Source organism: Pectobacterium peruviense, from assembly GCF_002847345.1.
GTDB classification, from domain to species: Bacteria; Pseudomonadota; Gammaproteobacteria; order Enterobacterales; family Enterobacteriaceae; genus Pectobacterium; species Pectobacterium peruviense.
This window is the reverse complement of the sequence record NZ_LXFV01000002.1, coordinates 94,346-117,266: the sequence shown is the minus strand read 5'-3', so window position 1 is coordinate 117,266 and position 22,921 is coordinate 94,346. Positions and strand designations below refer to the sequence as shown.

Annotated in this window: 22 protein-coding genes and 1 tRNA gene; 5 read left to right on the top strand and 18 right to left on the bottom strand. The window is 49.6% G+C overall.

What is annotated here, in order from left to right; genetic code table 11:
* Positions 1-36 precede the first annotated feature (36 nt).
* Both A0G03_RS03220 and relB read right to left on the bottom strand, forming a co-directional pair.
* Positions 37-321, bottom strand: a complete 285-nt coding sequence (locus A0G03_RS03220; protein ID WP_048260748.1) for a type II toxin-antitoxin system RelE/ParE family toxin — start codon at positions 319-321, stop codon at positions 37-39.
* Positions 311-556: a type II toxin-antitoxin system RelB family antitoxin gene (gene relB / locus A0G03_RS03215; protein ID WP_040043099.1), complete on the bottom strand. Its 246-nt coding sequence runs from the start codon at positions 554-556 to the stop codon at positions 311-313. The genes A0G03_RS03220 and relB overlap by 11 nt, the downstream gene beginning before the upstream one ends.
* Before the next feature lie 595 nt (positions 557-1,151).
* On the opposite strand from relB, the gene A0G03_RS03210 reads away from it, so the two are divergent.
* Positions 1,152-2,093, top strand: coding sequence for a hypothetical protein (locus tag A0G03_RS03210; RefSeq protein ID WP_048260745.1), 942 nt, complete (start codon positions 1,152-1,154; stop codon positions 2,091-2,093).
* A gap of 801 nt (positions 2,094-2,894) precedes the next feature.
* Here A0G03_RS03210 and A0G03_RS03205 read toward each other — a convergent pair.
* The 9 genes from A0G03_RS03205 to A0G03_RS03170 form a co-directional block, all read right to left on the bottom strand.
* Entirely contained in the window at positions 2,895-5,501 is a 2,607-nt protein-coding gene (locus A0G03_RS03205; RefSeq protein ID WP_048260743.1) for a TOPRIM and DUF927 domain-containing protein, read from the bottom strand.
* Entirely contained in the window at positions 5,498-5,665 is a 168-nt protein-coding gene (locus A0G03_RS21835; RefSeq protein WP_167389291.1) for a hypothetical protein, read from the bottom strand. The genes A0G03_RS03205 and A0G03_RS21835 overlap by 4 nt, the downstream gene beginning before the upstream one ends.
* Positions 5,658-5,855 carry a host cell division inhibitor Icd-like protein gene (locus A0G03_RS03200; protein ID WP_072062040.1) on the bottom strand — a complete coding sequence of 66 codons (198 nt, stop codon included), beginning with the start codon at positions 5,853-5,855 and terminating at the stop codon, positions 5,658-5,660. Before A0G03_RS03200 ends, A0G03_RS21835 begins: the two co-directional genes overlap by 8 nt.
* 475 nt (positions 5,856-6,330) lie before the next feature.
* A complete protein-coding gene (locus A0G03_RS03195; protein ID WP_010286533.1) occupies positions 6,331-6,546 on the bottom strand; it encodes a helix-turn-helix transcriptional regulator in 216 nt (71 codons plus the stop codon).
* A 105-nt stretch (positions 6,547-6,651) separates the two neighbouring features.
* A complete protein-coding gene (locus A0G03_RS03190; RefSeq protein WP_048260739.1) occupies positions 6,652-7,536 on the bottom strand; it encodes a hypothetical protein in 885 nt (294 codons plus the stop codon).
* A gap of 147 nt (positions 7,537-7,683) precedes the next feature.
* Positions 7,684-8,934, bottom strand: a complete 1,251-nt coding sequence (locus A0G03_RS03185) for an integrase domain-containing protein (protein WP_048260737.1) — start codon at positions 8,932-8,934, stop codon at positions 7,684-7,686.
* Between the two features lie 187 nt (positions 8,935-9,121).
* A tRNA-Pro gene (locus A0G03_RS03180) sits at positions 9,122-9,198 on the bottom strand.
* Between the two features lie 78 nt (positions 9,199-9,276).
* Positions 9,277-11,025 (bottom strand): LPS biosynthesis-modulating metalloenzyme YejM, encoded by a 1,749-nt coding sequence (gene yejM, locus A0G03_RS03175; RefSeq protein WP_048260736.1) that lies wholly within the window; start codon positions 11,023-11,025, stop codon positions 9,277-9,279.
* Between the two features lie 14 nt (positions 11,026-11,039).
* Positions 11,040-11,270, bottom strand: coding sequence for a YejL family protein (locus tag A0G03_RS03170; protein WP_039300958.1), 231 nt, complete (start codon positions 11,268-11,270; stop codon positions 11,040-11,042).
* Positions 11,271-11,487: 217 nt separating this feature from the next.
* Here A0G03_RS03170 and yejK point away from each other — a divergent pair, with 217 nt between their 5' ends.
* Entirely contained in the window at positions 11,488-12,498 is a 1,011-nt protein-coding gene (gene yejK / locus A0G03_RS03165) for a nucleoid-associated protein YejK (protein WP_048260734.1), read from the top strand.
* Between the two features lie 83 nt (positions 12,499-12,581).
* Here yejK and A0G03_RS03160 read toward each other — a convergent pair whose 3' ends face one another.
* The 4 genes from A0G03_RS03160 to A0G03_RS03145 all read right to left on the bottom strand — a co-directional run bounded on the left by A0G03_RS03160 (position 12,582) and on the right by A0G03_RS03145 (position 16,252).
* Positions 12,582-13,730 (bottom strand): acetyltransferase domain-containing protein, encoded by a 1,149-nt coding sequence (locus A0G03_RS03160; RefSeq protein WP_048260732.1) that lies wholly within the window; start codon positions 13,728-13,730, stop codon positions 12,582-12,584.
* A 99-nt stretch (positions 13,731-13,829) separates the two neighbouring features.
* Entirely contained in the window at positions 13,830-14,114 is a 285-nt protein-coding gene (gene rplY / locus A0G03_RS03155) for a 50S ribosomal protein L25 (protein ID WP_048260731.1), read from the bottom strand.
* Positions 14,115-14,249: 135 nt separating this feature from the next.
* On the bottom strand, positions 14,250-16,010 hold the full coding sequence (gene radD, locus A0G03_RS03150) for a DNA repair helicase RadD (RefSeq protein WP_048260730.1): 1,761 nt from the start codon (positions 16,008-16,010) through the stop codon (positions 14,250-14,252).
* Positions 16,011-16,012: 2 nt separating this feature from the next.
* On the bottom strand, positions 16,013-16,252 hold the full coding sequence (locus A0G03_RS03145) for a YecH family metal-binding protein (protein WP_048260728.1): 240 nt from the start codon (positions 16,250-16,252) through the stop codon (positions 16,013-16,015).
* A 225-nt stretch (positions 16,253-16,477) separates the two neighbouring features.
* Between A0G03_RS03145 and rsuA the strand changes: the two genes are divergently transcribed.
* The 3 genes from rsuA to A0G03_RS03130 all read left to right on the top strand — a co-directional run bounded on the left by rsuA (position 16,478) and on the right by A0G03_RS03130 (position 19,134).
* Complete coding sequence (gene rsuA, locus A0G03_RS03140) at positions 16,478-17,173, top strand: 16S rRNA pseudouridine(516) synthase RsuA (RefSeq protein WP_048260726.1); 696 nt, start codon at positions 16,478-16,480, stop codon at positions 17,171-17,173.
* 41 nt (positions 17,174-17,214) lie between these two features.
* Complete coding sequence (locus A0G03_RS03135; protein WP_048260724.1) at positions 17,215-18,405, top strand: Bcr/CflA family multidrug efflux MFS transporter; 1,191 nt, start codon at positions 17,215-17,217, stop codon at positions 18,403-18,405.
* 384 nt (positions 18,406-18,789) lie between these two features.
* The gene (locus A0G03_RS03130; RefSeq protein WP_048260722.1) at positions 18,790-19,134 is read left to right on the top strand and encodes a YejG family protein; all 345 of its coding nucleotides are present in this window, start codon (positions 18,790-18,792) and stop codon (positions 19,132-19,134) included.
* A 40-nt stretch (positions 19,135-19,174) separates the two neighbouring features.
* On the opposite strand, the gene yejF is transcribed toward A0G03_RS03130, so the two are convergent.
* Genes yejF through A0G03_RS03115 form a run of 3 tightly spaced genes read right to left on the bottom strand, consistent with a single transcriptional unit; the run spans position 19,175 to position 22,912 of the window.
* The gene (yejF, locus tag A0G03_RS03125; RefSeq protein WP_048260719.1) at positions 19,175-20,791 is read right to left on the bottom strand and encodes a microcin C ABC transporter ATP-binding protein YejF; all 1,617 of its coding nucleotides are present in this window, start codon (positions 20,789-20,791) and stop codon (positions 19,175-19,177) included.
* Position 20,792: 1 nt separating this feature from the next.
* Entirely contained in the window at positions 20,793-21,818 is a 1,026-nt protein-coding gene (locus A0G03_RS03120) for an ABC transporter permease (RefSeq protein ID WP_048260717.1), read from the bottom strand.
* Positions 21,815-22,912: a microcin C ABC transporter permease YejB gene (locus A0G03_RS03115; protein ID WP_048260715.1), complete on the bottom strand. Its 1,098-nt coding sequence runs from the start codon at positions 22,910-22,912 to the stop codon at positions 21,815-21,817. The genes A0G03_RS03120 and A0G03_RS03115 overlap by 4 nt, the downstream gene beginning before the upstream one ends.
* Between the last annotated feature and the right edge of the window lie 9 nt (positions 22,913-22,921).

Genomic DNA, 22,921 nt, shown 5'->3' with positions numbered 1-22,921 from the left:
GCGGTTAGTCGGTGGATGTACGTTCGTTAAAGGTTGTCACCATTTTGACGGTAAACGTCTGTGCGTATGAAAGACGCGCAGAATCTGGATCATATTATCTTTCACGCGGTAGGGGATGATGTAGGGATAGTGCGTTAACACTAGCTCACGCGTTCCTGGCACACGGCCTGGCCTTCCCATTGCTGGCTGTTGCGGTAGTAATTCCGTTAATCTTTGGACTTCATCTACGAACTGGCGGGCAGCCTGTGGATCGTCTTGCGCGATATAGAGGTATTCGGCTTCCAAATTGGCCGCGGCTTTACGCAGCCATTTAATTTCCATGTCTTGCCGTACCTAATTTTCTAAACAGGTTATTCATGTCATCGGATGAGACAAAATCACCCGCATCCGCCTCTTTTATAGCTTGCTCGATCTCTGCTATCTGCCAGGCTTCCCGCGCAAGGTAGTCTTCAATAGCTTGTCCAGCCAGAAAAGAGCGTGTACGTCCCGTGGCCTTAGCCAGCGCATCAAGTTGCGCGGTTGTTTCATCATTCAATCGAACGGACATGACACCCATACAGCTACCTCACTATATTGTATGTTTTGTATACATTGTAGTGAAGTGAGAAGAGAGAGGCAAGCGGCTACTCAATGGTAGCTGGAATGTTGTTCTCTATGCAGGTATGGATTAGCCGCTGGCATTTGTTAAGAGCTATGAGCAGGCATGAAAAATAGTAGAGTTAGATATTTAATTGGGACAAATCTAAGACCACAGAACGGTAATTTGTTTGAACGTTTCCACCCTGCATCTTGAAGTTTGTTGAGTTTAGTGTAGGGTTATTACTGAAGATATTGCCACCAGAGGTCAAGCAGCCACATGGCTTATATCTCATTTTCCTGCTGAGTATGTAGCCATCCTAGATAGTCGCACGCTCAGAATATCATGGACTAAATAGCTGTACCTAATATCGCTACACTTGCCATTTATTGACATATAGTAGTTGCGTAAAGGCAACACATCGTAAGCTCGATGTAACGCGGTCAGGTAGAGAAAGCATTCTCAGCGCCCTGTCCCTAAAGGTTTAGTTAAAAGGTGGGGTACATTCTGCGTAGCTATTTAGGAGTTTAAATCAAATTATTCTTAACTACTCGAAAATATAGGCAGGATTTCTATGTCTTCAAGAAGGCTTGTTTTCGCATTTTACGATCCTCATTGGATTAGAGAAAGAGATTCTATACCTTTACTAGCGCAAACTCCTGTTACTGCATTGGAGTATGAAGATATTATGCAGAGCAAATTATACTGTCCTCAATGCTATGAAAGTATAATAAGAGTCCCGTGTGATGAAAGTAAATCCAATCTCAGTAATGGATCAGAAGCTTATTTTCGTCACGTTTTAAATGACAATCATCCTCCTTGTAATTTACGTAGTGGGCCAGTTGTTGGAAGAGCTTATGCCACTGAAGAGGAGGCTACAAGAGCGGTCGAGGATGAAGAGTTTATAGTATTAACGGGATTTATGCAGGAAAGGCCAGAAAACAATCCTAGGGCAGATTGGGATGGTGAAGAAGATCCGGCAGAAACTCACTTTGAAGATGCTAACGGAAGGCCAGTGAATTTGCCGGTAGCGAGGCACAATGGTCAGGAGTTTAGACTGCCAAGTAAAATTTCTAGTGTTCAAGCGCTAGTGGTTAATTTCCTGAAAAATTATTACAGAGAAATAATTTTAGTAAAAGACGATAATACAGTTTCAAGGTTTATTTTTTGCGATGCTCTAAAAGATGTCAACTTTATAAACGATGAAGTAAACTCACCATTATTCTATTTTGGCGTGATTACTAAGGTAGATGTTTGGGCAAGTCATAATACTATTTGGCTTCGCATAAATAATAGAAACAACCTACAAGATTTCCGAGTAAAGGTTAAGAATGAAGTTGCCACAGATAGGGGGTGGACCGAAGAACGAATAGTTGGAAGAATAATTGTCTTCTACTCTACAATCCGAAGTGTTGGAACCGGTTATTGGACTCCGACTGATTTATGCTGGGGGGAGGTTGCCGTTCTTCCTAGAAAATATAATGAATTTATACTAAATACTCATAAATCTATATAAAATTATTTTCAGGAGCCTTGTCGATAAAGGCTCCTGAATAAGAACCGACAGATGCGATAATATCTATTACGACTCTCATTCACTTTGACCTGCTTCCTATTGATTAATGTGAGGTGAGCAATGTTCCCTTCTGGTACATAACTGAGTGTCATAGCTGGTTGTGGTCAGTATATTTAAAGAAACTCCAGCAAACTCTGATAATCGTTCATAGATAGAAATCACATCCCCAACTTACCATTTCAAGCAAATTCCCCATACCACTCCCCGCCGCGCCGACTGCGCAAAAAACCTTAGCATTTCTATACATGCGTACCGACCAAAAATTTGATTTCAAATTGAATAAAATGAGGTGTGGTACGGGTTTCAGCGAGGTACAAAGTTCGCACAGTAATGCGCACAACTGCGTACCATATTGCGCATTTTTCCGTACCTGTTCAGTGTCGTTTTGCGCACTTACTTGCTGGTAATGGTTTAACCCATCATGATTTTTGTGTGTGCAAATTCTTATAGATAAGCAAAAGTGGGTAGGTTCGGTAGGTTCAGTCGGTTCACGTAATCAACTGATTGATAGATAGGGTAATTATTTTCAGAATTGAACCGACCTATGGGTAGGTTCAGGAGGTATGTAAGTCGGTTCACCAAGCCAGCCAGAAAAGGGGCGTTTGGTTAGGTCGGTTCAAAATGGCTAAAGTCGGCTCAGGGTCGGTTCACTATTCAAATAAAAACAACCATAAATCAATGTATTAAAATAATGAACCGACTGAACCTACCGAACCGACCTTATTTTACCTTACGCGTGATTTACTCTTCCTCGTCGTCGAGCGTCATGAGCACCACAAAGCGCGGCTGCTTGCCGTCAATGCGCAGTGATTTACGTGTAATGCCTTTGGCTGGTTTATCCAGCATTCCGGCATCGGCCAGCACCTGCGCAAATGCTGCGGCATTCGCACCAGTGGCAATCTCGTTATTGAACACGGCGGGGAAGGTGTGAAACATCAGCGTATCGGCTCCCGGCTTTTTCACCCTATATCCTGCCAGATCCTTGATAGGTAAATCGCGTGGATCTGGATTGGGATGGGGTAAATAGCGGCTGTAGCCAAACTGGTGCAAAAAGGCGTCGGCCTGTTCTACCCAGGCTTTGGCTTCACGGTTGCCCATGCCAAATTCATTTACCCAGGCATAGAAGCTGTGTTGTAGCGCATCGTGGCATTCTTGCGCCGTCCAGCCGGTAAAAGAAGCAGAAAGTAATAAAGCGGCTTCCAGTACGGCAAAACGTGATGCCACCCGCCGCACTTGTTCGCTGGCATCATCGGGTAAGAGTGACAACCAGCGTCGCTCTGTTTCGCGGTAGGTTGCCAGTGCGTTTTCTTTCTGGCTGGCAAGGTAGGCGATCCACGCTCGACCGACCGCGCCATAATGGGCGTTGCTGGCATCACGGATCGCGTCGGCATGGGCTTTGCCGTCTTGATAGCCATGAAATACCGTCGCTTTGGTGATCGGGACGTTGAGCAAGCGCACCAACTGACCGGCATTCACTCGCCCGCCATCAGCGCGAATATAGCTTTCCAGGTCGATCTCGCCGGTACTGAACGCCATTGCCCGCCAGCGTTTTAGCTCTCGGTTGCCGCCTTCTCTGGCTCCCTGAATCTTACCCACGCCGTTAAACAGAGCATAGGCGGCATCGGCCACGGCTTTACGATTGCTGCCTTGCCCGATTTCATCCAACGGCATAAAGCCGTCATTGTGGGCGGCGGCTTCGTTTACCAGCCCTAGCGCGGTGGAATACCACGTTAGTTTAAGCGCGTTAGGATCGCCGTAAACGGAAGAGGCGATATTGCCGGTGGTGGTTTTGCCCGCAGACGAACCGCCAAACAGGTGGACGCCGAACCCGTCCGCGTTTACCAGCCCGATAAGTGGTGCGGCAAAGGCGCAGGCGATCCCCAGCATCATGGAGGAATTACCCTGTGCCAATGCTGCGACGTTTTCGCACCAGCTTTGCGCTGTTCCGCTGGTGGCATAACCTTTGGCCGCGCCCGATTTACCGTTGAACAAGACGGGAATGCTAGGTGTACCGATAACAGAACCGTCCGGCATCAGGTAAGCGCCATACTGCCAGCCGGTGGCGCTGGCGATTGCCCAGCGACAACCCGCATGACTGCGACACAAGTGATCGGCCAGTATTGCCCGTAATCCGCCTTTGGCCGTGACTGCCAGCCCACCCGCACGTAATCGCGCCCAGCCTTCACGTTCGCCAATATCTCGCATTGGAATGGCTTCGGTACGGGATTGGCTCTCACCACTTGGCGTCCAGCTTAAAACCAGATAACGCTCTGACTCATCCGATCCGATACCCGCTACCGTAATAGGATCAGACAGCCAGCTTTCACGCTCGATAATGTCGCCGCTGTCATGGTCAGTCTTCGGCTCTACCCAATACAGCCCACCATGACGAATATCTGCGTAAGGTTTTAAGGGGGAAGCGGAAGATGGCTGCTGTTTTTGTCCAGGTTGATAACGTGAGGCAGCAAAGGCCGATATGGATACCGCCGCGCCATGCTGCTGGTAGTAATCATTCCAGTCGGCTTTTTCAGTTGTCGGCGGGAGTGTCACCCAACCATTTACCGCCAGTGCCGCTTTTTCAGCCGCGATTTTTCCCGTGTTGTTACCGTCGGGTTTACGGTCATTGTCCGCAGCAAGGATGATTTTTGCGTCCGGCCAGACAGCACGGCAAGACCGCGCAACGTGAATCAGATTCCCGCTGTCTAACGCGCTGATAGCGACACCTTGCATCAGTAACGATGCCGTAACTGCCGTGGCGTAACCTTCGGCAATGATCACTGTATCCGTGTGTTCAGGTAGGGTACTAACGGGAATGAATGCGCCTTTCTTGCGGCTACCGGCAATCAGCTTTTTCTCACCATTAGGTTTGATAAGCTGTGCGCCGGTGGGAGTGCTGTCCATGTTTTGCAGCACTAGCAACAGGGAACCATCATCTAAGAGTAGTGAGGGGCGTTGCACCCCCTTATTCAGTAGATAGTCAGATTGGCCGGATACCGCTTTTGCCACCAGCGAATTTACTCGTTCGGTGATTAGACGATGATCAGGCTTTTCACTGGCAGGGGTAATGACGGGCAACGGAAGCGCCAGCACCTCGGCGACCTGTTCCGCTGCTTGCCACGCATCACACTTATTCACTTTCATCACCAGATCCAGTCCGGTTCCTGCGCCGCAGTGAGAACAAAAATAGGTGCCACGACCTTCTTTATCGTCAAAACGGTAGCGGGTATTCCCGCCACAGTTGGGGCATTCACTTTCCTGCCGATTGGTCGGGATGCCTAATCGCTGCAAAATCCCCTCCCAATGGCCGTTGGCTTTTGCCCGCACGTCTTGAATAAACGTGTTGCTCATGCGGCTTCGTCCTCCTGCGTACGATGCAGCGTATCAAGCCGTTCGGCAAGAATGAACATCAGGATCTCTTTTGCCTGTGGCTCCCTTAACTCCACGATGGCATAAGCCAGCGCACGACACTGATCGATCAGTTCTTCCTGTTCCAGCGGTGTGTTATCAAACATGGCGCACCTCCTGCACGGGAAGGCGACCAGCAAAGAACAGAATAAAATCAGGCTCAAAATACTGACGAGCGGATCGCTCATTTGGGGCAACAATGGCTTTACGGTGCGGTTTTTCGTGCGGCGTTGTGCGGTAGACCGCCAGAAAGAGAAAGGTGAAATGAGGGTGAGACGGGGTAGGGGTAGCAACCATAGCGGTGGCCTCTTGTACGGGTTTGAAAACCTCACCACACCGCTGTCAATCGGGGTGGTGAGACGTAACAGGGTTGACAGACCGGCGTACAAGAAACCGGCGAGCCCGAAGGCTCCCCCATTACGCCCCACCATAATTTGGGCATAACATGGTTTACGGACGTAAAAAAACCGCATGAAACTAAAGCGGTCGTCCGCTTGTACATTCAGGCTGTCAAACCTGGTCGCCGATTTTGCGGCAACGGCGAAACGATAAGCCAGATGCCCCGCCAGCGTCAATACGTTTTGTATTGGTTTTGCCAAGCGTTGCGCATTTTTATGAGTAATAAAAATAGACTTTCTATTGTGCATGAATAGGGCTGTTACCTGATTTTGGGCGTAATAATTCCCGTTCCAGCCAGTGCCAGATTTTTGGAACATCATATTTTTTGATTCCGATATGCCGCTATCGCGGCAATAAAAATGGATGTGTCGGCTTATGCGGTTTCGGTTTGCTGGTCACGTTCGGCAATACGTTGCCTTAACCAGTCGCTAACTTCATCCTCGAACCAGCCTACGCGCCGTAAGCCAACCCGAAACCCTTTGGGAAATTCTCCGGCATTGATCATTTCCTGAAAGCTGCTGTCCGAGCTAACGCGCAGAATGGCTTTCACTTCTTTCTTTAATAGGATTTTTCTGTCTAACAGGTTCATAGCGATATACCTCATCAATGACCGGTCGTATCCGGTCGATGAGGCTATTCAATAACAGAGTGAGGGAATTGGCATCGCAACGAAAAATTGATTTTCGCTGCAAACTTAACAGTTTGATTTATAGAACTTATTCGCTTCTGAAAAGTAGTTGTCCAGAGTGCGGTTTTTGATGTTCTCCGTATTCTCGACTATTTCCAGCTTCAGGCTATCTTGTGTCCATCTTTTTGATTTGGTCGATGTATTTTTTAGTGCATCAATAATCGCGCCAATGACGAAAAGGCTTTCATTCAGATTGAGATCGGTATATTCATCCAACTGCTGCTTTTCAAACTGCTCAATATTTACGCGCCGAAATACAAATTCGACATCATGTAATCCATCTGCGGGATAAAACGATGAGTGATAATTATCTGGTGTTACGAATTCTTTTCTTTTTTCATCAAATAATCTTAGCTTTCCTGCGTCATCCATTTTGTATCCAACAGCTTTCTCAATGAAAGGTTCGACTATGCTGATATATCGTTCGTCATCAATTAAAAACGGTCCATCCAGATTAATAAAGGTTGCTGGCTCTCTTCCTTGGTGAATAGAACAAAGGTGCAAAACATCTAATACTTCAGCCCCTATCATCGGTAGATCATAGATGCCTGTTTCAAGGCGAAACACTTCCCCATATCGAGACATGCGTATAGGCAGCCTATTTGATATTGCCTCAACTGCATCATCCAGCACGTGAGGATTTTCTTTAAGCATTCCTTTCTCTAATAAGAATTTGTTAAACCCAGCTAAAAGATCTTTGCTAAGAGGGCTCTTTTTTTCAGCCCACATACCATAGCGGTTTTTTTCTATTAGCGCTGAAATGATGATGTGACCATCAAGTGCAAGTTGAAGACAGTCTGCAATGGATACTTCTTCTTGAAAGCTGGTGGTCAACCTGCGGGCGGTTTCTTCTAATGTTAACCACTCTTTGAGCTTAAATAGCTTCTTCATGATTCTCCCTATCAGTGAATTTTGTGTCGGTTGACGGAGAAAAGCATTCAGGTATGGGGTTCTCGGTTCTGCCTGTTTTCACCGGATAAGTGCATTTTAGGAGGGCAACTAACAGGAATCAATAAATAACTGTATATAAATACAGCATTAACTATTGGCGATGCGTAATCCTCTGGCTCCTTCCGACGCCATCACTTTCCCCGTTGCGGCTGTTTCGACAAATTCACCCCACCAGCACATCAATACCTTGCGCTGTTCCAGATAGGTGGAGCGGTTATAGGCCCGTCGCACTTCGTTGGTGTCAACGTGGGCGAGGGCGGCTTCGATCACATCTGGCGGGAAGCCTTCTTCATTGGCGGCGGTACTGAATATGGCGCGTAGACCGTGGGATACCAGTACGCCTTTGTAACCCATACGGCGCAATGCGGCGTTAGCGGTTTGGCTGTTCATCGGCTGTTTCGGATCTTTACTGGATGGAAACAGGTATTCTCGATGGCCGCTAATGGGCTTCATAGCGTCCAGAATGGCTAATGCCTGCGGGGGCAGGGGAATAATGTGATCGCGGCGCATCTTCATGCGGCCAGCGGGGATCGTCCAGGTGTTATCTGTAAGGTTTATCTCGCTCCAGCGGGTTTCAGCCGCTTCGGCAGGGCGGGTAACGGTCAGTAGCTGCCATTCAATCAATAAGCGGGTCTGTAGCTCGATGCTGGCGACCGATAGCGTTTTCATCAAGCCAGGTAATGCCTCTGGCCGAATGGTCGGCATATGGGTTTTCACCGGCGTCTGAAAGGCTTTGCGGATCTTGGCGGCAGGGTTAGCGGGAATCAGGCCGGAGTTAACTGAATAATCCATTACCTCGTTGATTCGCTGGCTTACCCGTTTGACGGTTTCCAGTTTTCCGCTGGCCTGTATCGGTTCTAATGCGGTGATGAAGTGACGAGCGGTAAGCTGGGTGATCGGTAGGGTTCCGATGAACGGGAACACGTATTTTTCCAGCGAACGCCAGATATCTTTAATGGTGTTCTCGGCTAGCGGTTGAGACTTTTTTAATTCGTACCAATCAGCGGAGACTTTAGCGAATGTGTTTAGGTTGATGGCTTGTTCTTTTTCGCGCTGCTGTTGCTGGTGGAATTGTGGGTCGATACTTTTTTCTAAGAGTGCTTTGGCTGCTTCCCGCATTTGCCTGGCATCAGCCAAAGAAATTGCCGGATAGCTACCAAACGTCAACGTAGTGCGTTTTTTAGTTTGTGGCTGGTAATAGCGAAAACGCCATGTCTTTGTGCCGGAAGGTTTGACGAACAATAGCAGCCCGCCTCCATCATGCAGTGACAATTCTTTGTCTATTGCTTTAGCGGCTTTGACTTCCGTGTTTGTGAGGCGCTTTGTCTGAATTGCCATGATCGTTACCTTTGGGACTACGGTTTTATGGGACTACGCTAATATAGTCCCAAATGTAGTCCCAAAATTTCCGGCTGTAAACGGGGTATCCCGATAGATAACAGGCAACAAAAAACCCGCAGACTCAGTGAGAATGCGGGTTTATGTGGGATTTCCGGTAGTAAACGATACTTACCGAATAGGTATTTGGTCGGCACGAGAGGATTTGAACCTCCGACCCCCGACACCCCATGACGGTGCGCTACCAGGCTGCGCTACGTGCCGATACTATAAGCATTTATACTACATTTTCCTGACCTTATTGCAATAGCCAGCTAGAACGACTGCTTTAGATTTAGTCAGTTAGTTAGCAATAAAGCGCCTTTCGTTTGTTAGTACCTGCAAGAGCAGGGCAAGCTGCGGTTTTTCATCATTCAGCCGATTTCCCGCCATATCGTAAGCCCGGTAGTTGCCGTTGCTTTCCAATACGATGATTTGTTCCGGCGTTGTGATTAGCAATGTGCCGCCATTACCGTTAATCAACCACGGATAGCGTCGTTGGGCAGAGAACAGATCTTCACCTTGTGAATAATCATCCGTACCATTTTTAACATGAAGCAGGCGCTGCATCAGCGTGGTCATGACGTCTTTATTGTCCGTCATTTTCGTAATGGTCTGTGCCGGCGTATTCGGCCAGTGAACGATAAGCGGTGTTTGCCACTGCGTGCGAGTGAAACGTGCCGCGTTGCTGGTATTGGCATTCTGGTTTTGTGCGGTTGTCACGATGATGACCGTGTTATCCAGAATGTTCTTTTCCTGCAACGTACGAATGATTTGGCCAATCTGGCGGTCAACGTCCTGAATATTCATTCGGCTACTTGGCTCTGCATCTTTGCTGGAGGCATTTTTCGGCGCACTGCTCAACTCAACGTAAGAGAACCAAGGCGCGGGATTATTATCGCGATTGAGCCACTCTTGCCACTGCGCGATGATGGCATCACCGCTTTGCTGTTGTGGTGCGGGTAAGGAGAAATCAGAAAGCAGTGCCTGACGATAGAGCGGACTGTCGAAGCCGTTCGCTGAAAATAATCCGAACTGATAACCCTGCTGGCTTAATGCGGCAATCAACGTTGAGGGTTTACGTGCACTCAGGATGCCGTCCATATAGGTTGTCGAGAGGCCGTAAAACAGATTAAACAAGGCGGCATCTGGTTGAGAACCCGAATCGTAGTGATCGCTGAAGCGCACGTTTTCTGAGGCGAAACGCGACAGGTTTGGCATACGGTTTTGTATGGCATCAGGCTGCGTATCGTCGATCATCACCATCAGCAGGTTATAGCCGCTGCCGCTATCGCGGAAGGTGAGGTTATTGAGCGGATACTCTACCGTCATCGCCTCAGGATTACCCTGTTGCGTCAACCGGCGCTGATATTCTTGTGCATCCAGCAGGCCATGTTTTTCCAAAAACCGACGTGCTGTCATTGGATAAGATAGCGGTAGATTGGCGCGCTGCATGGTAATCGGGCGATAGAAGTTCGCATCGGCCCAGATGTACATCAGGTGTGAGGCAAAGAACGCTGAAATGAAAACGCTCGCCAGTGGTTTACCAAAGTTGCGGCGATTCAGGCTGCGTAATTTTTGCCAGCACCACGTGCCGAACAGCATCTCCGCCATGAAAATCAACGGAATACCGATAAACATCCACTGCCAGTCGCGGGCAATCTCCCCTTGTCCTGGGTTGACGACGAGCTCCCAAACGGTGCTGTTGAGGTGCAAGTGAAAACGCGTAAAGACTTCCACATCGACTAACAGTATCGTCAGCCCAGCTGTAGCCAGCGCCGCAGACAGGAACCGCAGCAGGCGTTGCGACATCACGATGAATGTTAGCGGGAAGATGACGAGCAGATAGGCCGCGAAAACGATAAAACTGAAATGGCCGAGCCAGCTAACCAGCGCGTAAATTCGACCGAACAGGGAGGTTGGCCAATCGGCAACAAACAGATAGCGGCTACCCAGCCCCAGAGTGAGCAAAATGTTGAATAAGGCGAACCAGTGTCCCCAACTGATCATCTGGGAGACTTTTTCGCGGTAGCGCTGACGGTTGGTTACCATACGTTGGTCAAAACTTAGTGAGCTTTATCGGCTTTTTTAATCGAAGCCTGTAGGGCTTCAGCGAAAGAACGCGCCAGAATCTGACGTTGAGTCGGTGCGACGCTGGTGTTAATCAAGTTCGTCACCATATTACCGAGCACCATCAAAGCAAGATCGGTCGGAGCGTGGTGCTTTTCCAGCACGTTGACCATCTCAGAAAGCAGTTGTTCAACGTGTTCGTCACTATAACGGGATGATTGTGGCATAAAATGGCGTATCTCAAGCTGATAAAGTCGCTTATCTTACCGTATAGGCTTATGCTTTTCCGCACTTTTATCATTAACGTACTTTTATCTCTGATGTGTTTTCATCAATAACTAGTGTAGACGCTCAGCGCGTACTGGTGCGAAGGGGCGGCTTTATGTATTGCGAGTGGTCCGTATCAGTGTTTGAATACGCGCCTTGCCAAAAGGAGAGTTTATCATGAGTCTGGATATTGCCCAGATTACCCTGCATCAGCTAATTAAATGTGACGAACAAACGCTGGAAATGGTGTTGCGTGATTCCCTATTGCCGACCAATGCGGCAGTAGAAGATATGATGGCTGAACTGCATCGCGTTTACAGCGCCAAGAGTAAGGCTTACGGGCTGTTTAATGAGCAAAGCGAGTTGGCGGATGCGCTGCGGGCTTGTCGCAAAGGGGATGAGGACTTTCTGAGTTTCTCACGCGCCGCGACTGGGCGTCTGCGTGACGAACTGGCTAAGTACCCTTTTGCCGAAGGTGGCATCGTGTTGTTCTGCCAGTACCGCTATCTTGCCGTCGAATATTTGCTGATATCGGTGCTTAATAGCTGCAACAGCATGCGGGTTAATGAGCAGTTGGATATCAGCACCACACACTATCTGGATATCAATCACGCGGATATCATTGCTCGTATCGATCTGACTGAATGGGAAACTAACCCTGAATCTACACGCTATCTGACGTTCCTGAAAGGACGCGTGGGGCGTAAAGTGTCTGACTTTTTCATGGATTTTCTGGCCGCGTCAGAAGGGCTGGATACCAAAGCACAAAACCGTGGCCTGCTGAAAGCGGTTGATGAGTATTGTGATGAGGCTCAGTTGGATAAAAACGAGCGCCAGAATTATCGCCAGCAGGTGCATAGCTACTGCACTGAGCAGTTACAGTCCGGTGAGGAAATCGAGCTGGCATCGCTGTCGCAGGAATTGCCACCACTGGGAGAGAAAACCTTTCAGCAGTTTTCAGCCGATCAGGGCTATGAGCTGGAAGAGAGCTTCCCCGCCGATCGCGGGACGCTGCGTCAGTTGACCAAATTTGCGGGCAGCGGTGGCGGCATTAGCCTGAACTTTGATGCGTTATTACTTGGCGAGCGGATTTTTTGGGATCCGGCGACAGACACGTTGACGATTAAAGGCACACCGCCGAATTTGCGCGATCAGCTACAGCGTCGGACGAGTAGCGGTAAGCAGTAGCAATTGCGTCAAAAGTCGATGTAGCCCTTTTTCTTATCGTCAGGAAAAGGGCTGCAATTGATCTCGCTTGGAAATGAGAATAATTAGAAGTATTTGAGCCAGCGGATGTCTCTGCGGCGAGCCTTTAAACGGGCAAACGCACGAACAGGCGAAAATAACACGACCATCAGGACCAAGGTACAAGCCCACAATTGCCAAACGGCGGAAAAGCCGAACCATTCACCTTGATTTTTCCCCCAGATCGCAACAGCGGTTAAATACATGCCTTTTAAAACATAAAGATGCAATAGGTAGAAAAACATCGGTGCGGCACCGAAACTCGCCAATATAACAAGCCAGCGCTTTTGTTGCTGACGCTCAAATAGGGCGAGCAGGCCAAACCCGATGCCAAGCGTCAGGCAGAGGAACAGCAGCGACGGCGGGTATTTCGTGATGTTGAAATAGCTCATGAGTGTCTGTGTGATGGTTTCACTCTGCTGCCAGGGTTTATCGCCATACAGATTGATGCTACGTAGTATGAAAAACAGCGTTAATGTGATTCCGGCGAGCACGAGCAAGACTTTCTGGCGCTGAAGTGGAAAGATGTCTTTTCGGTATAGTGCTCCTGCCGCGTAGCCAAGTGAAATGACACCAATCCAGGGAAGTACCGGATATGAAGTACGCATACGGAACGTTTCGCTGATTGCTATCCAACCGCGATCGTGCAGAACTGCCCAGGGAATGGACCAAATGGAACCTGCTGAAGCATGCAGAGGGTCCAGCAGATTATGTCCACCCACGATAACAATTCCCAATAGGAAAACCAGACTGGCAGGTAGCCAGATCAGCGCGCTGAGAGCGAGCATACTCATGCCAATTGCCCAAATCACCTGCAAATAGATGACCTGCGGTGGGAATTGGAACGTCCACGCAAAGTTGATCAACGTGACTTCAAGAAGAATGAGAATTAAGCCGCGTTGGAACAGGAAGAGGGTAGTTTGCCGACGATCTTGTACTTTCCGATGATAAAGTGCCGCAGAGAGCCCGGTTAAAAAGACAAACACGGGAGCACACAGGTGCGCCAGCGTGCGGTTGATGAATAGCATAGGATCGGTGCTGGTGACATCAATGGGATCGGCGAGTTGCAGGTGCAAATAAAAGGTTTCTCGCACATGATCTAGTAGCATAAGTACCATCACCAGACCGCGTAGAGCATCGATAGCGAGAAGTCGCTGAGAGATATCTCGAGACATGTTCACATTCCTTTGTGAATGAATAAATTTTTATAAAAAAAACGCCGCATAAGCGGCGTTCTTCTTTCCCGGCGTCCCGGAAAACGACTTCAGCGCAAACTAAACGCGAACGAAGTCGATATGAGTCAGTTTAGGCTTGTAAACGTGACGTTGTACAGCCTGAACTTTAACTTGAACTTCTTTGCCATCGATAGACAGGATCAGTGTTTCACCGTAGAAGCCTTCTTTCACTTCTTGGTTTTTTACTGAATCGTGTTCCAGTTCGATAGATACTGGTGCTTCTGAACCACCGTAAACGATGGCTGGGAATTTACCAGCGGAACGCAGGCGGCGGCTCGCACCCTTACCCTGATCTTGACGTGCTTCTGCTTTGATAGTAATCATTTTCTTCTCTACTTATATAAAGTAATCCTGCTACAGGCGACCCAGCAGCAGGTTGGGTTATTCAGCTTTTGCGAACAAAAGCGGGCTAAATTCTAGCGGAATATGGCTTCGTGGGCAAATGAATCCCAACATTACTTAGCCGCGGAGCTCATTGGCGCGGCGAAAGCGTCCCTGATAATCAAAGAGCTTTTCGCGTATTTGCCAGAATTTCCCGTTTTTACGAGCGACGACAAAGTCGGGTGCGCGTAATACGTCCTGTTGTGCGATGACGTCGGCGGCATTCTGCCAGTTAAACGGCGTTCCCGGTGCGCGCTGGTGAACACGTAAAAATTGTTGCAGGAAAACGTGGCGTTGTGCGGTGGAATGCAGGCGAAAACGTTCACTCACTTCGGCACCGTCTTCATCGTGGTAGGTGATTTTTAGCCACTCACCTTTTGCATCCTGCCCTCGTTCGAAGCTCATGCCGCTACAGCGAAAAACCAGCGAATCTTTCAGTTTCAGCGCGGCTTTCAACATGTCATCGGGATCGACTAATACCTCGTCACACTGGTGGCAGCGCCGCGCGGCAATGTCGTTTTCTGCCCCGCAGTGTGGGCAGACTTTAAACCGAAAGCGGAAATCACACTGTTGGCGTTGGCCGCTTTCCGTCATTTCCCAGCCCTGACAGCGGCGGCCATAGTGTTCGATGATATCGCCGTCCGGGGTGGTTTTTCCCCAGAACAGATTGGCAAAGCCGCACTCTGGGCAGAAAACCTGCACGGGCTGGCTACCAGCATGGGGTTTGCTGTTACCGACTTCTGGTGTGTAGAGGTCGTGTGGGTTACCCGCGTAATCTAGTATCAGACAGTCTGTTTTTCCGGGATATAAACGTAAACCGCGCCCGACAATTTGCTGATAGAGACTCACGGACTCCGTTGGTCGTAGAATGGCAATAAGGTCGACATGTGGTGCGTCGAAACCAGTTGTTAAGACCGCTACGTTGACCAGGTATCGCAATGACTGCTGCTTAAAGGCATCAATCAACGCATCACGCTCGGCTGGTGGCGTATCGGCGCTGACCAGCGCGGCCTGACCTGCGGGCAATAGCGCTGCAATTTCTTTGGCATGCTCGACGGTGGACGCAAAAATCATCACGCCGCGCCGCGTTTGTGCATAATCGACAACCTGGCTGATGATGTGGGGCGTGATGCGTTGCTGGCGTTTGAGTTCGAGATTCAGATCTGCTTCGCTAAATAGCCCGTTGCTGCGGGCGACCAGTTTACTGAAATCATATTGCACCACCGGCATATCCAGCCGATCTGGCGGCACCAGAAAACCATGCTTGATCATATAGCGCAGTGGTAGTTCATAGATGCAGTCGCGGAACAAACAACGCTCGTCGCCGCGCATCATGCCGTGATAGTGATACTGATATATCCAGCCTTTGCCAAGGCGATAGGGCGTTGCAGTCAGGCCGAGCAGCCGCAGCTGTGGATTCGTCTTTTGCAGATGCTGGATGATTTGTTGATATTGGCTGTTATCGTCGTCGCTAATACGGTGGCATTCATCGATGATCAGCAGGGAGAAAGCGTTATCAAACTGGTCGAGGTTTCGTGCGACGGATTGCACGCTGCCAAAGACTACTTTTCCCTGACTTTCGCGCTGTTGCAGTCCTGCGGCGAAGATATCCGCGTCCAAATCCCAGGCGCAGTATTTGGCGTGGTTTTGCGCGACCAGTTCCTTGACGTGCGCGAGCACCAGAACACGTCCACGAGCAAGCCGCGCCAGTTCGGCGATCACCAGACTTTTCCCTGCACCGGTAGGCAAGACGATGACGGCAGGTTGGGTATGTCGCCGGAAATAGTCGAGTGTGGCAGAAACAGCCTCACGCTGGTAAGGCCGTAGTGTGAATGACATCGCTAGTGCTGGCAGATTTTACTGGCGCTGGTGGTGAAACCAGCATCGTGTGGAATAAATTTCCCGCGTTCAGACAGAAATTGCACCAGCATTGACGCCGTCATGTTTTCGGCGGAGCAGGTATGAAAACGTGCTGCGCTGCCGAAGCGGGTTTCTATGGTGGTAACCAGCTGTTCGGTGGTAAATGATTCACCGGACGCGATCATCATTTGCAAAACTTCATGACCGTGAATAGATGACATAGGGTTGTCCTTAAAATGTAAAAAATTGCCCTTATTATGCCTGTTGATAATACCCAGTGCGAGGGATAAGCAAGGGGCGTTCAAGTTGACGGTCGGCTAAAAAGAGCAACTCACAGGCAGTGAATTGCAGGACGGGCGGACAAAGCCCCGTTATACTATCCTCCTCACAATTTAGGGCCTCACGATTTGAGACCGGCAGTTCTTTTAAATAGGTAGTCAGTTTTAATGCGATTGGACAAATTTTTATCCCAGCAGTTGGAAATTAGTCGTTCACTGGTGGCGCGCGAGCTCCACGCACAGCGTGTTACCGTAGATGGTGAAGTGGTAAAAAGCGGTGCGTTCAAGCTATCCCCCGAGCATAACGTTGAATTTGATGGTAACCCGTTGAAACAGCAAAACGGCCCACGTTATTTCATGTTGAATAAGCCTCAGGGCTACGTCTGTTCAACGGACGATCCCGATCATCCGACCATTCTTTATTTTATGGATGTGCCGGTGGCGTACAAGCTGCATGCGGCCGGGCGTTTGGATATCGATACCACGGGATTGGTGCTGTTAACTGACGATGGAAAATGGTCGCACCGTATTACTTCACCTAAACATGAGTGTGAAAAAACCTATCTGGTGACGTTGGAACTGCCGCTGGCCGAGGACACCGCAGCGCAATTTACGGTGGGCGTACAACTGCATAACGAGAAGAATCTTACTAAACCCGCTACGCTTGAGAAGATAACGGATCATGTCGTGCGACTGACGATTAGCGAAGGTCGTTATCATCAGGTGAAAAGGATGTTTGCGGCGGTGGGAAATCGCGTTGTGGAGCTACACCGCGAGCGTATCGGTGACATCTGTCTGGATAGCGAGCTGGAACCGGGGGAATTCCGGGAGTTAAATGCTGAAGAGGTCGCCAGCGTAAAATAATACCGTTCAGAACGACCTTATTTCTAATCTGGAGTTAGTTAGTGCAATTACGCCGTTCTTCTCATCTCGGGCTGATTTTTATTCTTGGCCTGATTTCGATGCTAATGCCGTTAGCTATCGATATGTATTTACCTGCGTTACCGACCATTGCCAACGAGTTTGGCGTAGGGGACGGGCATGTCCAAATGACGCTCAGCACCTATGTGCTGGGTTTTGCTATCGGTCAGATGTTCTACGGTCCGATGGCGGATAGTTTGGGGCGCAAACCTGTTATTCTCGGCGGCACGCTGGTTTTTGCGTTCGCAGGCGTGGCCTGTGCGCTGGCGCAAACGGTAGAGCAACTGATCTATATGCGTTTTCTGCACGGTGTTTCTGCCGCTGCTGCTGCGGTCGTTATTAATGCTCTGATGCGCGATATGTTCTCGCGGGATGATTTTTCTCGCATGATGTCGTTTGTCGTGCTGGTGATGACGGTTGCCCCCTTAATTGCACCGATTGCCGGTGGCTGGCTCTTGCTGTGGTTTAGCTGGCATTCCATTTTCTGGACGATCTCTGCCGCGGCTTTTTTGGCATCAGCGCTGATTTTCTTTTTTATCAAAGAAACCTTACCGCCAGCGAAGCGACAGAAATTTCATCTACGTACCACCATCGGAAATTTCGCCATACTTTTCCGCCACAAGCGCGTGTTTAGCTATATGGTGGCGAGCGGACTTTCGTTCTGCGGCATGTTTTCCTTCCTGAGTGCCGGGCCGTTTGTGTATATCAATCTGTATGGCGTTTCGCCTCAGAATTTTGGCTATTACTTTGCCCTGAACGTCGTTTTTCTGTTTGTGGTGACGCTGTTTAACAGCCGTAATGTACGGCGACTGGGTGCTATGGCGATGTTCCGCACCGGGCTGGTCATTCAGTTTGTGATGGGAATATGGCTGGTGATTGTCTGCCTGCTCGATCTCGGCTTCCTACCGCTGGTGTTCGGTGTAGCGCTGTTTGTCGGCTGTATTGCGATGGTCGCGTCGAATGCGATGGCGGTTATTCTCGATGATTTCCCTCACATGGCAGGGACAGCATCATCGTTGGCTGGCACGCTACGCTTTGGTCTTGGTGCGATTGTGGGTGTTGTCCTCTCACTGGTTTCATTCAACAGCGCCTGGCCGATGGTGCTATCGATGGCGCTCTGTTCGGTTGGTGCATTTCTGCTGTATCTGTACGCGCATCGCTCCCCCGCGTCATGATTTTTCCCTTCTTTCAGATGCAGGTAAGTGTGCCTGCATCTGAATCTGTTCTTCTCTTTCCGCATTTTCCATTTGATAACGATAGATAGCCTGCAATTCCTTTTTGTTTTGCTAATGTAAAATATTTGACCCAAAAGTGAATGGGTGGGCTAAAAATGGTTGAGATGTTGAATGGAAAAGGTTACATATAACCGGAAAAGAAGAGCGATTCGTGATCAATTTGGCATTAATAGCGCTTGCAATCAGGCTCTTTAGCCACTATCACGATGTGAAAAAGGTGTGTTTGTTGTTTTTTTGTTCGCGAAAAGTGGCGGGGAATGGTGTGAACACGCTACTATGATAAATATGTTACTATTTTGTGAATTATTACCTGAGGGAAGAGTAGTGGACAGTTTTCAACTTTCGGTAGTTCATCGTTTGCCGCAAAGTTATCGCTGGTTATCGGGTTTTACAGGTATCAATGTTGAACCGATTCCGCTGAGCGGCAGAGAAGAAGACAATAACCTGATTGGTCTCAAGCTATTGAGCCATGATGGCGATATCGCATGGGAAATCATGCGCCAGCTGAATCAATCCCTGTCTGAAATACAGGTTGATTGCGCCGTTCTGGAATGGGAAGGCGAACCGTGTCTGTTTTTGCATCGCAATGATGAAAGTACGGCAATGTGCCGTCTGAAGAATGTCGGTGTCGCTATCGCCGAATCCGTATCGGCACAGTACCCTTTTTAAACCGCAGCGTCAGCAAACTGGCGCTGCGGTACTTCCTCGTTTATGCCGATTGCGTTTCCGTCATTCCGGATGAAAACTGTAGCAACTCCCGCGTGTAATGCTCGGCAGGATGCGTGAATACCTGTTGACACTCTCCTTGTTCGACCACTTCACCCTGTCGTAACACAATAACCTGATGGCATAGCGAGCGGATAACCTGCAAATCATGGCTGATAAACAGGTAGGCGATTTTGTGCTTTTCTTGTAATGACTTCAGCAGCGTCAGGATTTGCGCCTGAACGGTTCTGTCCAGCGACGACGTTGGTTCATCGAGGATCAGCAGTTCCGGTTGCAGTATCAGTGCCCGAGCGATAGCGATACGCTGGCGCTGGCCACCGGAAAATTCGGATGGATAGCGGTAGCGGGTGGAGGGATCCAGTCCGACTTCCTGCATCACCGCCACCACGCGTTGCTCACGCGCCTCTTTGCTCAATTTGTGATGAACGGTCAGTCCTTCAGCAATAATTTGTTCCACATTCAGCCGTGGGTTCAACGCGGAGTTGGGATCCTGAAAGACAACCTGAATCCGATGACGGAAGGGCAGCATTTGCTTACGGGTTAGCCCTTGCAACGGCTGGCCGTCAAACCAAATATCGCCGCGCGATTGGATCAGGCGCAGTAGCGCTAACCCAGTTGTGCTTTTCCCTGAACCGGATTCCCCCACCAGACCCAGACTTTCACCGCGGCGTAAGGTGAAACTAATATTATTAACGACGTGTTTTTCGTCAATGGTACGACGCAAAAGACCGCGTTTGATAGGAAACGAAACGTGCAGTTGTTCTACCCGCAGGAGCGGTTCACCGTTATCCTCTACCGGAAGCGGCTCGCCTGACGGTTCTGCGTCCAGCAATTGGCGTGTGTAAGGATGCTGAGGTGCGCTGAAAAGCTGCTGACAGCTATTGTGTTCCACGGCCTTACCCGCCTTCATCACCGATACGTTATCTGCTAACTGACGGACGATATTCAGATCGTGGGTGATGAACAGTAAGCTCATCCCCAATTCCTGCTTCAGCTCGTTCAGCAATTTCAGGATTTGCGCCTGAACGGTAACGTCCAGCGCCGTTGTAGGCTCATCGGCAATCAGTAAGTCGGGTTGGGTCAGTAACGCCATGGCAATCATGACGCGCTGGCGTTCTCCACCTGAAAGCTGATGTGGGAAATCATTCAATCGACTTTTAGCCTGCCGAATACCCACGCGATCCAGACAGGTGATCACTTCGCTACGAGCGGCCTCAGTACGCATACCCCGATGCAGCGAAAGCACTTCAATCAGCTGTTTCTCAATGCTTTGCAGGGGATTGAGCGACACCATCGGTTCCTGAAAGATCATCGCAATTTGGTTGCCGCGTATCTGACGCAGCGTTTTTTCATCGGCATGCAGCAGCGATTGCCCCGCAAAGCGAATATCGCCTTCGGGATAAACCACGGGCGGGGAAGGGAGCAAGCGTAAAACTGATAGTGCGGTGACGCTTTTCCCCGAACCTGACTCACCAACCAGCGCCAGCGTCTCACCAGCGTTCACCGCCAGTGAAAGCTGGTCGACAACACGCTGCTCCTGATCGCCTTTGCGGAAGGCAATGCTGAGATTATCTATCTGCAATAAAGGTGAACTGGACATATTAATGCGCCTTGCTGGGGTCAAAGGCGTCGCGCACCGCTTCGCCGATAAAAATGAGTAAGGAAAGCACGATGGAAAGCACCATAAATACGGTAATACCCAGCCACGGTGCCTGAAGGTTATTTTTCCCTTCCAGCAATAAAGTGCCTAATGATGGTGAGCCCATCGGCAGACCAAAGCCGAGAAAATCCAGCGATGTCAGAGTGGTAATTGAGCCACAGAGAATAAAGGGCAGATAGGTCAGCGTCGCGACCATCGCATTTGGCAGCATGCAGCGGAACATAATGGCACGATCGCTGACGCCCATTGCCTGCGCGGCGCGAATATAGTCAAAGTTTCGCGTACGCAAAAATTCTGCCCGAACCACGCCAACCAGACTCATCCAGCCGAAAAGTACGGTAATGCCTAATAGCCACCAGAAGTCCGGTTGAATCACGCTCGACAGCAGAATAATGAGAAACAGCGTCGGCATGCCGGACCAGACTTCGATGAAGCGCTGGCCCCATAGGTCAAGGCGTCCGCCGTAATAGCCCTGTGTCGCCCCTACGATAATGCCAATCACGCTGGACAGAATGGTGAGCGCCAGACCGAACAGCAGTGAGATACGGAAGCCATAAAGTACCTGTGAGACTACGTCCTTCCCCTGGCTGTCCGTGCCCAGCCAGTTCTGCCAGGAGGGTGCCGACGGAAAGGATGCTGTGGTGGCATAGTTTATCGTGTCGTAGCTGTAGCGAATCAGTGGCCAAATAGCCCAACCGTTGCTGCTGATACGTTCGGCTATGTAAGGATCACGGAAGTCAGCGGCGGTATCTAACTGTCCACCGAACGTTCTTTCACTATGATCAATCAATACTGGCGTATAGAGCTGACCGTCATATTTCACCAGCAACGGTTTGTCATTGGCGATCAGTTCGGAAAATAGGCTGAGGATAAACAACACCATGAAAATCCACAGCGACCAGTAACCGCGACGATTACTTTTAAAACGCGCCCAGCGCGCCTGATTAATCGGGCTTAAGCGGCTCATTGGCGTCCCTCAAAATCGATACGCGGGTCAACCAGCGTATAGGTTATGTCGCTGACGATATTCAACAATAAACCGATCAGCGTGAAGATATACAGCGTGCCGAACATGACGGGATAATCACGTTGCAGTGTTGCGTCATAGCCCAACAGACCCAACCCGTTGAGGGAAAACATCACCTCAATCAGCAGCGAGCCGGTGAAGAACATGCTGATAAAGGTGGCGGGGAAGCCTGCAATCACCAGCAGCATGGCATTACGGAACACGTGGCGGTAGAGAATGCTTTTTTCATCCAGCCCTTTGGCGCGAGCGGTCACGACGTATTGTTTGCGAATCTCATCCATAAAGGAGTTCTTGGTGAGCATGGTGAGGGTAGCAAAACCGCCAATCACGGAAGCGATAACGGGCAGCGCGATATGCCACAAATAGTCGGTAATTTTGCTGTACCACGGCAGGGTGTCAAAATTGCTGGAGACCAGACCTCGAAGCGGGAACCAGTCCAGATAACTGCCGCCCGCGAATAGCACAATCAAAATAATCGCAAACAAAAATGCGGGAATAGCATAGCCGATAATGATTAGCGTGCTACTCCAGGTGTCGAACGGCGTGCCGTTCTTCACGGCCTTCTTGATGCCAAGCGGAATGGAAATCAGGTAGACAATCAGCGTACTCCACAGCCCCAGCGTAATCGAAACCGGCATGCTCTCTTTAATGAGCTGCATCACCGAAGAACCACGGAACAGGCTGTCGCCGAAGTCAAAGCGTACGTAATCCCACAGCAGTTTAAAATAGCGCTCATGGATCGGTTTATCGAAGCCATAGCGTTTAGTGATTTCCTCGATGACTTCAGGGTCAAGCCCGCGTGAGCCGCGGTAAGCGTTCTCGATATTGGGCGCGCCGCTGGTGCCCGTGCGCGCCATTCCTGCATCCATTCCGCTATTGGCGGTATAGCCGCTGCCGTGTCCCATTTCGATCGCTGCGATAGCTTGATCGACTGGGCCGCCGGGAGCAATTTGTACAATGAAGAAGTTAATCGTAATAATCGCCCACAGGGTTGGAATGACCAGCAAGAGGCGGCGTAACAGATACGTTCCCATTTTGATTCC

Coding starts and splice junctions, on each gene's coding strand:
- A0G03_RS03210 (WP_048260745.1), top strand. CDS start 1,152: ATGTCTTCAAGAAGGCTTGTTTTCGCATTTTACGATCCTCATTGGATT.
- rsuA (WP_048260726.1), top strand. CDS start 16,478: ATGCGATTGGACAAATTTTTATCCCAGCAGTTGGAAATTAGTCGTTCA.
- A0G03_RS03195 (WP_010286533.1), bottom strand. CDS start 6,546: ATGAACCTGTTAGACAGAAAAATCCTATTAAAGAAAGAAGTGAAAGCC.
- A0G03_RS03205 (WP_048260743.1), bottom strand. CDS start 5,501: ATGAGCAACACGTTTATTCAAGACGTGCGGGCAAAAGCCAACGGCCAT.
- yejM (WP_048260736.1), bottom strand. CDS start 11,025: ATGGTAACCAACCGTCAGCGCTACCGCGAAAAAGTCTCCCAGATGATC.
- A0G03_RS03145 (WP_048260728.1), bottom strand. CDS start 16,252: ATGTCATCTATTCACGGTCATGAAGTTTTGCAAATGATGATCGCGTCC.
- relB (WP_040043099.1), bottom strand. CDS start 556: ATGGGTGTCATGTCCGTTCGATTGAATGATGAAACAACCGCGCAACTT.
- A0G03_RS03115 (WP_048260715.1), bottom strand. CDS start 22,912: ATGGGAACGTATCTGTTACGCCGCCTCTTGCTGGTCATTCCAACCCTG.
- A0G03_RS21835 (WP_167389291.1), bottom strand. CDS start 5,665: ATGTTTGATAACACACCGCTGGAACAGGAAGAACTGATCGATCAGTGT.
- A0G03_RS03190 (WP_048260739.1), bottom strand. CDS start 7,536: ATGAAGAAGCTATTTAAGCTCAAAGAGTGGTTAACATTAGAAGAAACC.
- A0G03_RS03120 (WP_048260717.1), bottom strand. CDS start 21,818: ATGAGCCGCTTAAGCCCGATTAATCAGGCGCGCTGGGCGCGTTTTAAA.
- rplY (WP_048260731.1), bottom strand. CDS start 14,114: ATGATTACTATCAAAGCAGAAGCACGTCAAGATCAGGGTAAGGGTGCG.
- A0G03_RS03220 (WP_048260748.1), bottom strand. CDS start 321: ATGGAAATTAAATGGCTGCGTAAAGCCGCGGCCAATTTGGAAGCCGAA.
- radD (WP_048260730.1), bottom strand. CDS start 16,010: ATGTCATTCACACTACGGCCTTACCAGCGTGAGGCTGTTTCTGCCACA.
- yejF (WP_048260719.1), bottom strand. CDS start 20,791: ATGTCCAGTTCACCTTTATTGCAGATAGATAATCTCAGCATTGCCTTC.
- yejK (WP_048260734.1), top strand. CDS start 11,488: ATGAGTCTGGATATTGCCCAGATTACCCTGCATCAGCTAATTAAATGT.
- A0G03_RS03185 (WP_048260737.1), bottom strand. CDS start 8,934: ATGGCAATTCAGACAAAGCGCCTCACAAACACGGAAGTCAAAGCCGCT.
- A0G03_RS03160 (WP_048260732.1), bottom strand. CDS start 13,730: ATGTCTCGAGATATCTCTCAGCGACTTCTCGCTATCGATGCTCTACGC.
- A0G03_RS03170 (WP_039300958.1), bottom strand. CDS start 11,270: ATGCCACAATCATCCCGTTATAGTGACGAACACGTTGAACAACTGCTT.
- A0G03_RS03200 (WP_072062040.1), bottom strand. CDS start 5,855: ATGGTTGCTACCCCTACCCCGTCTCACCCTCATTTCACCTTTCTCTTT.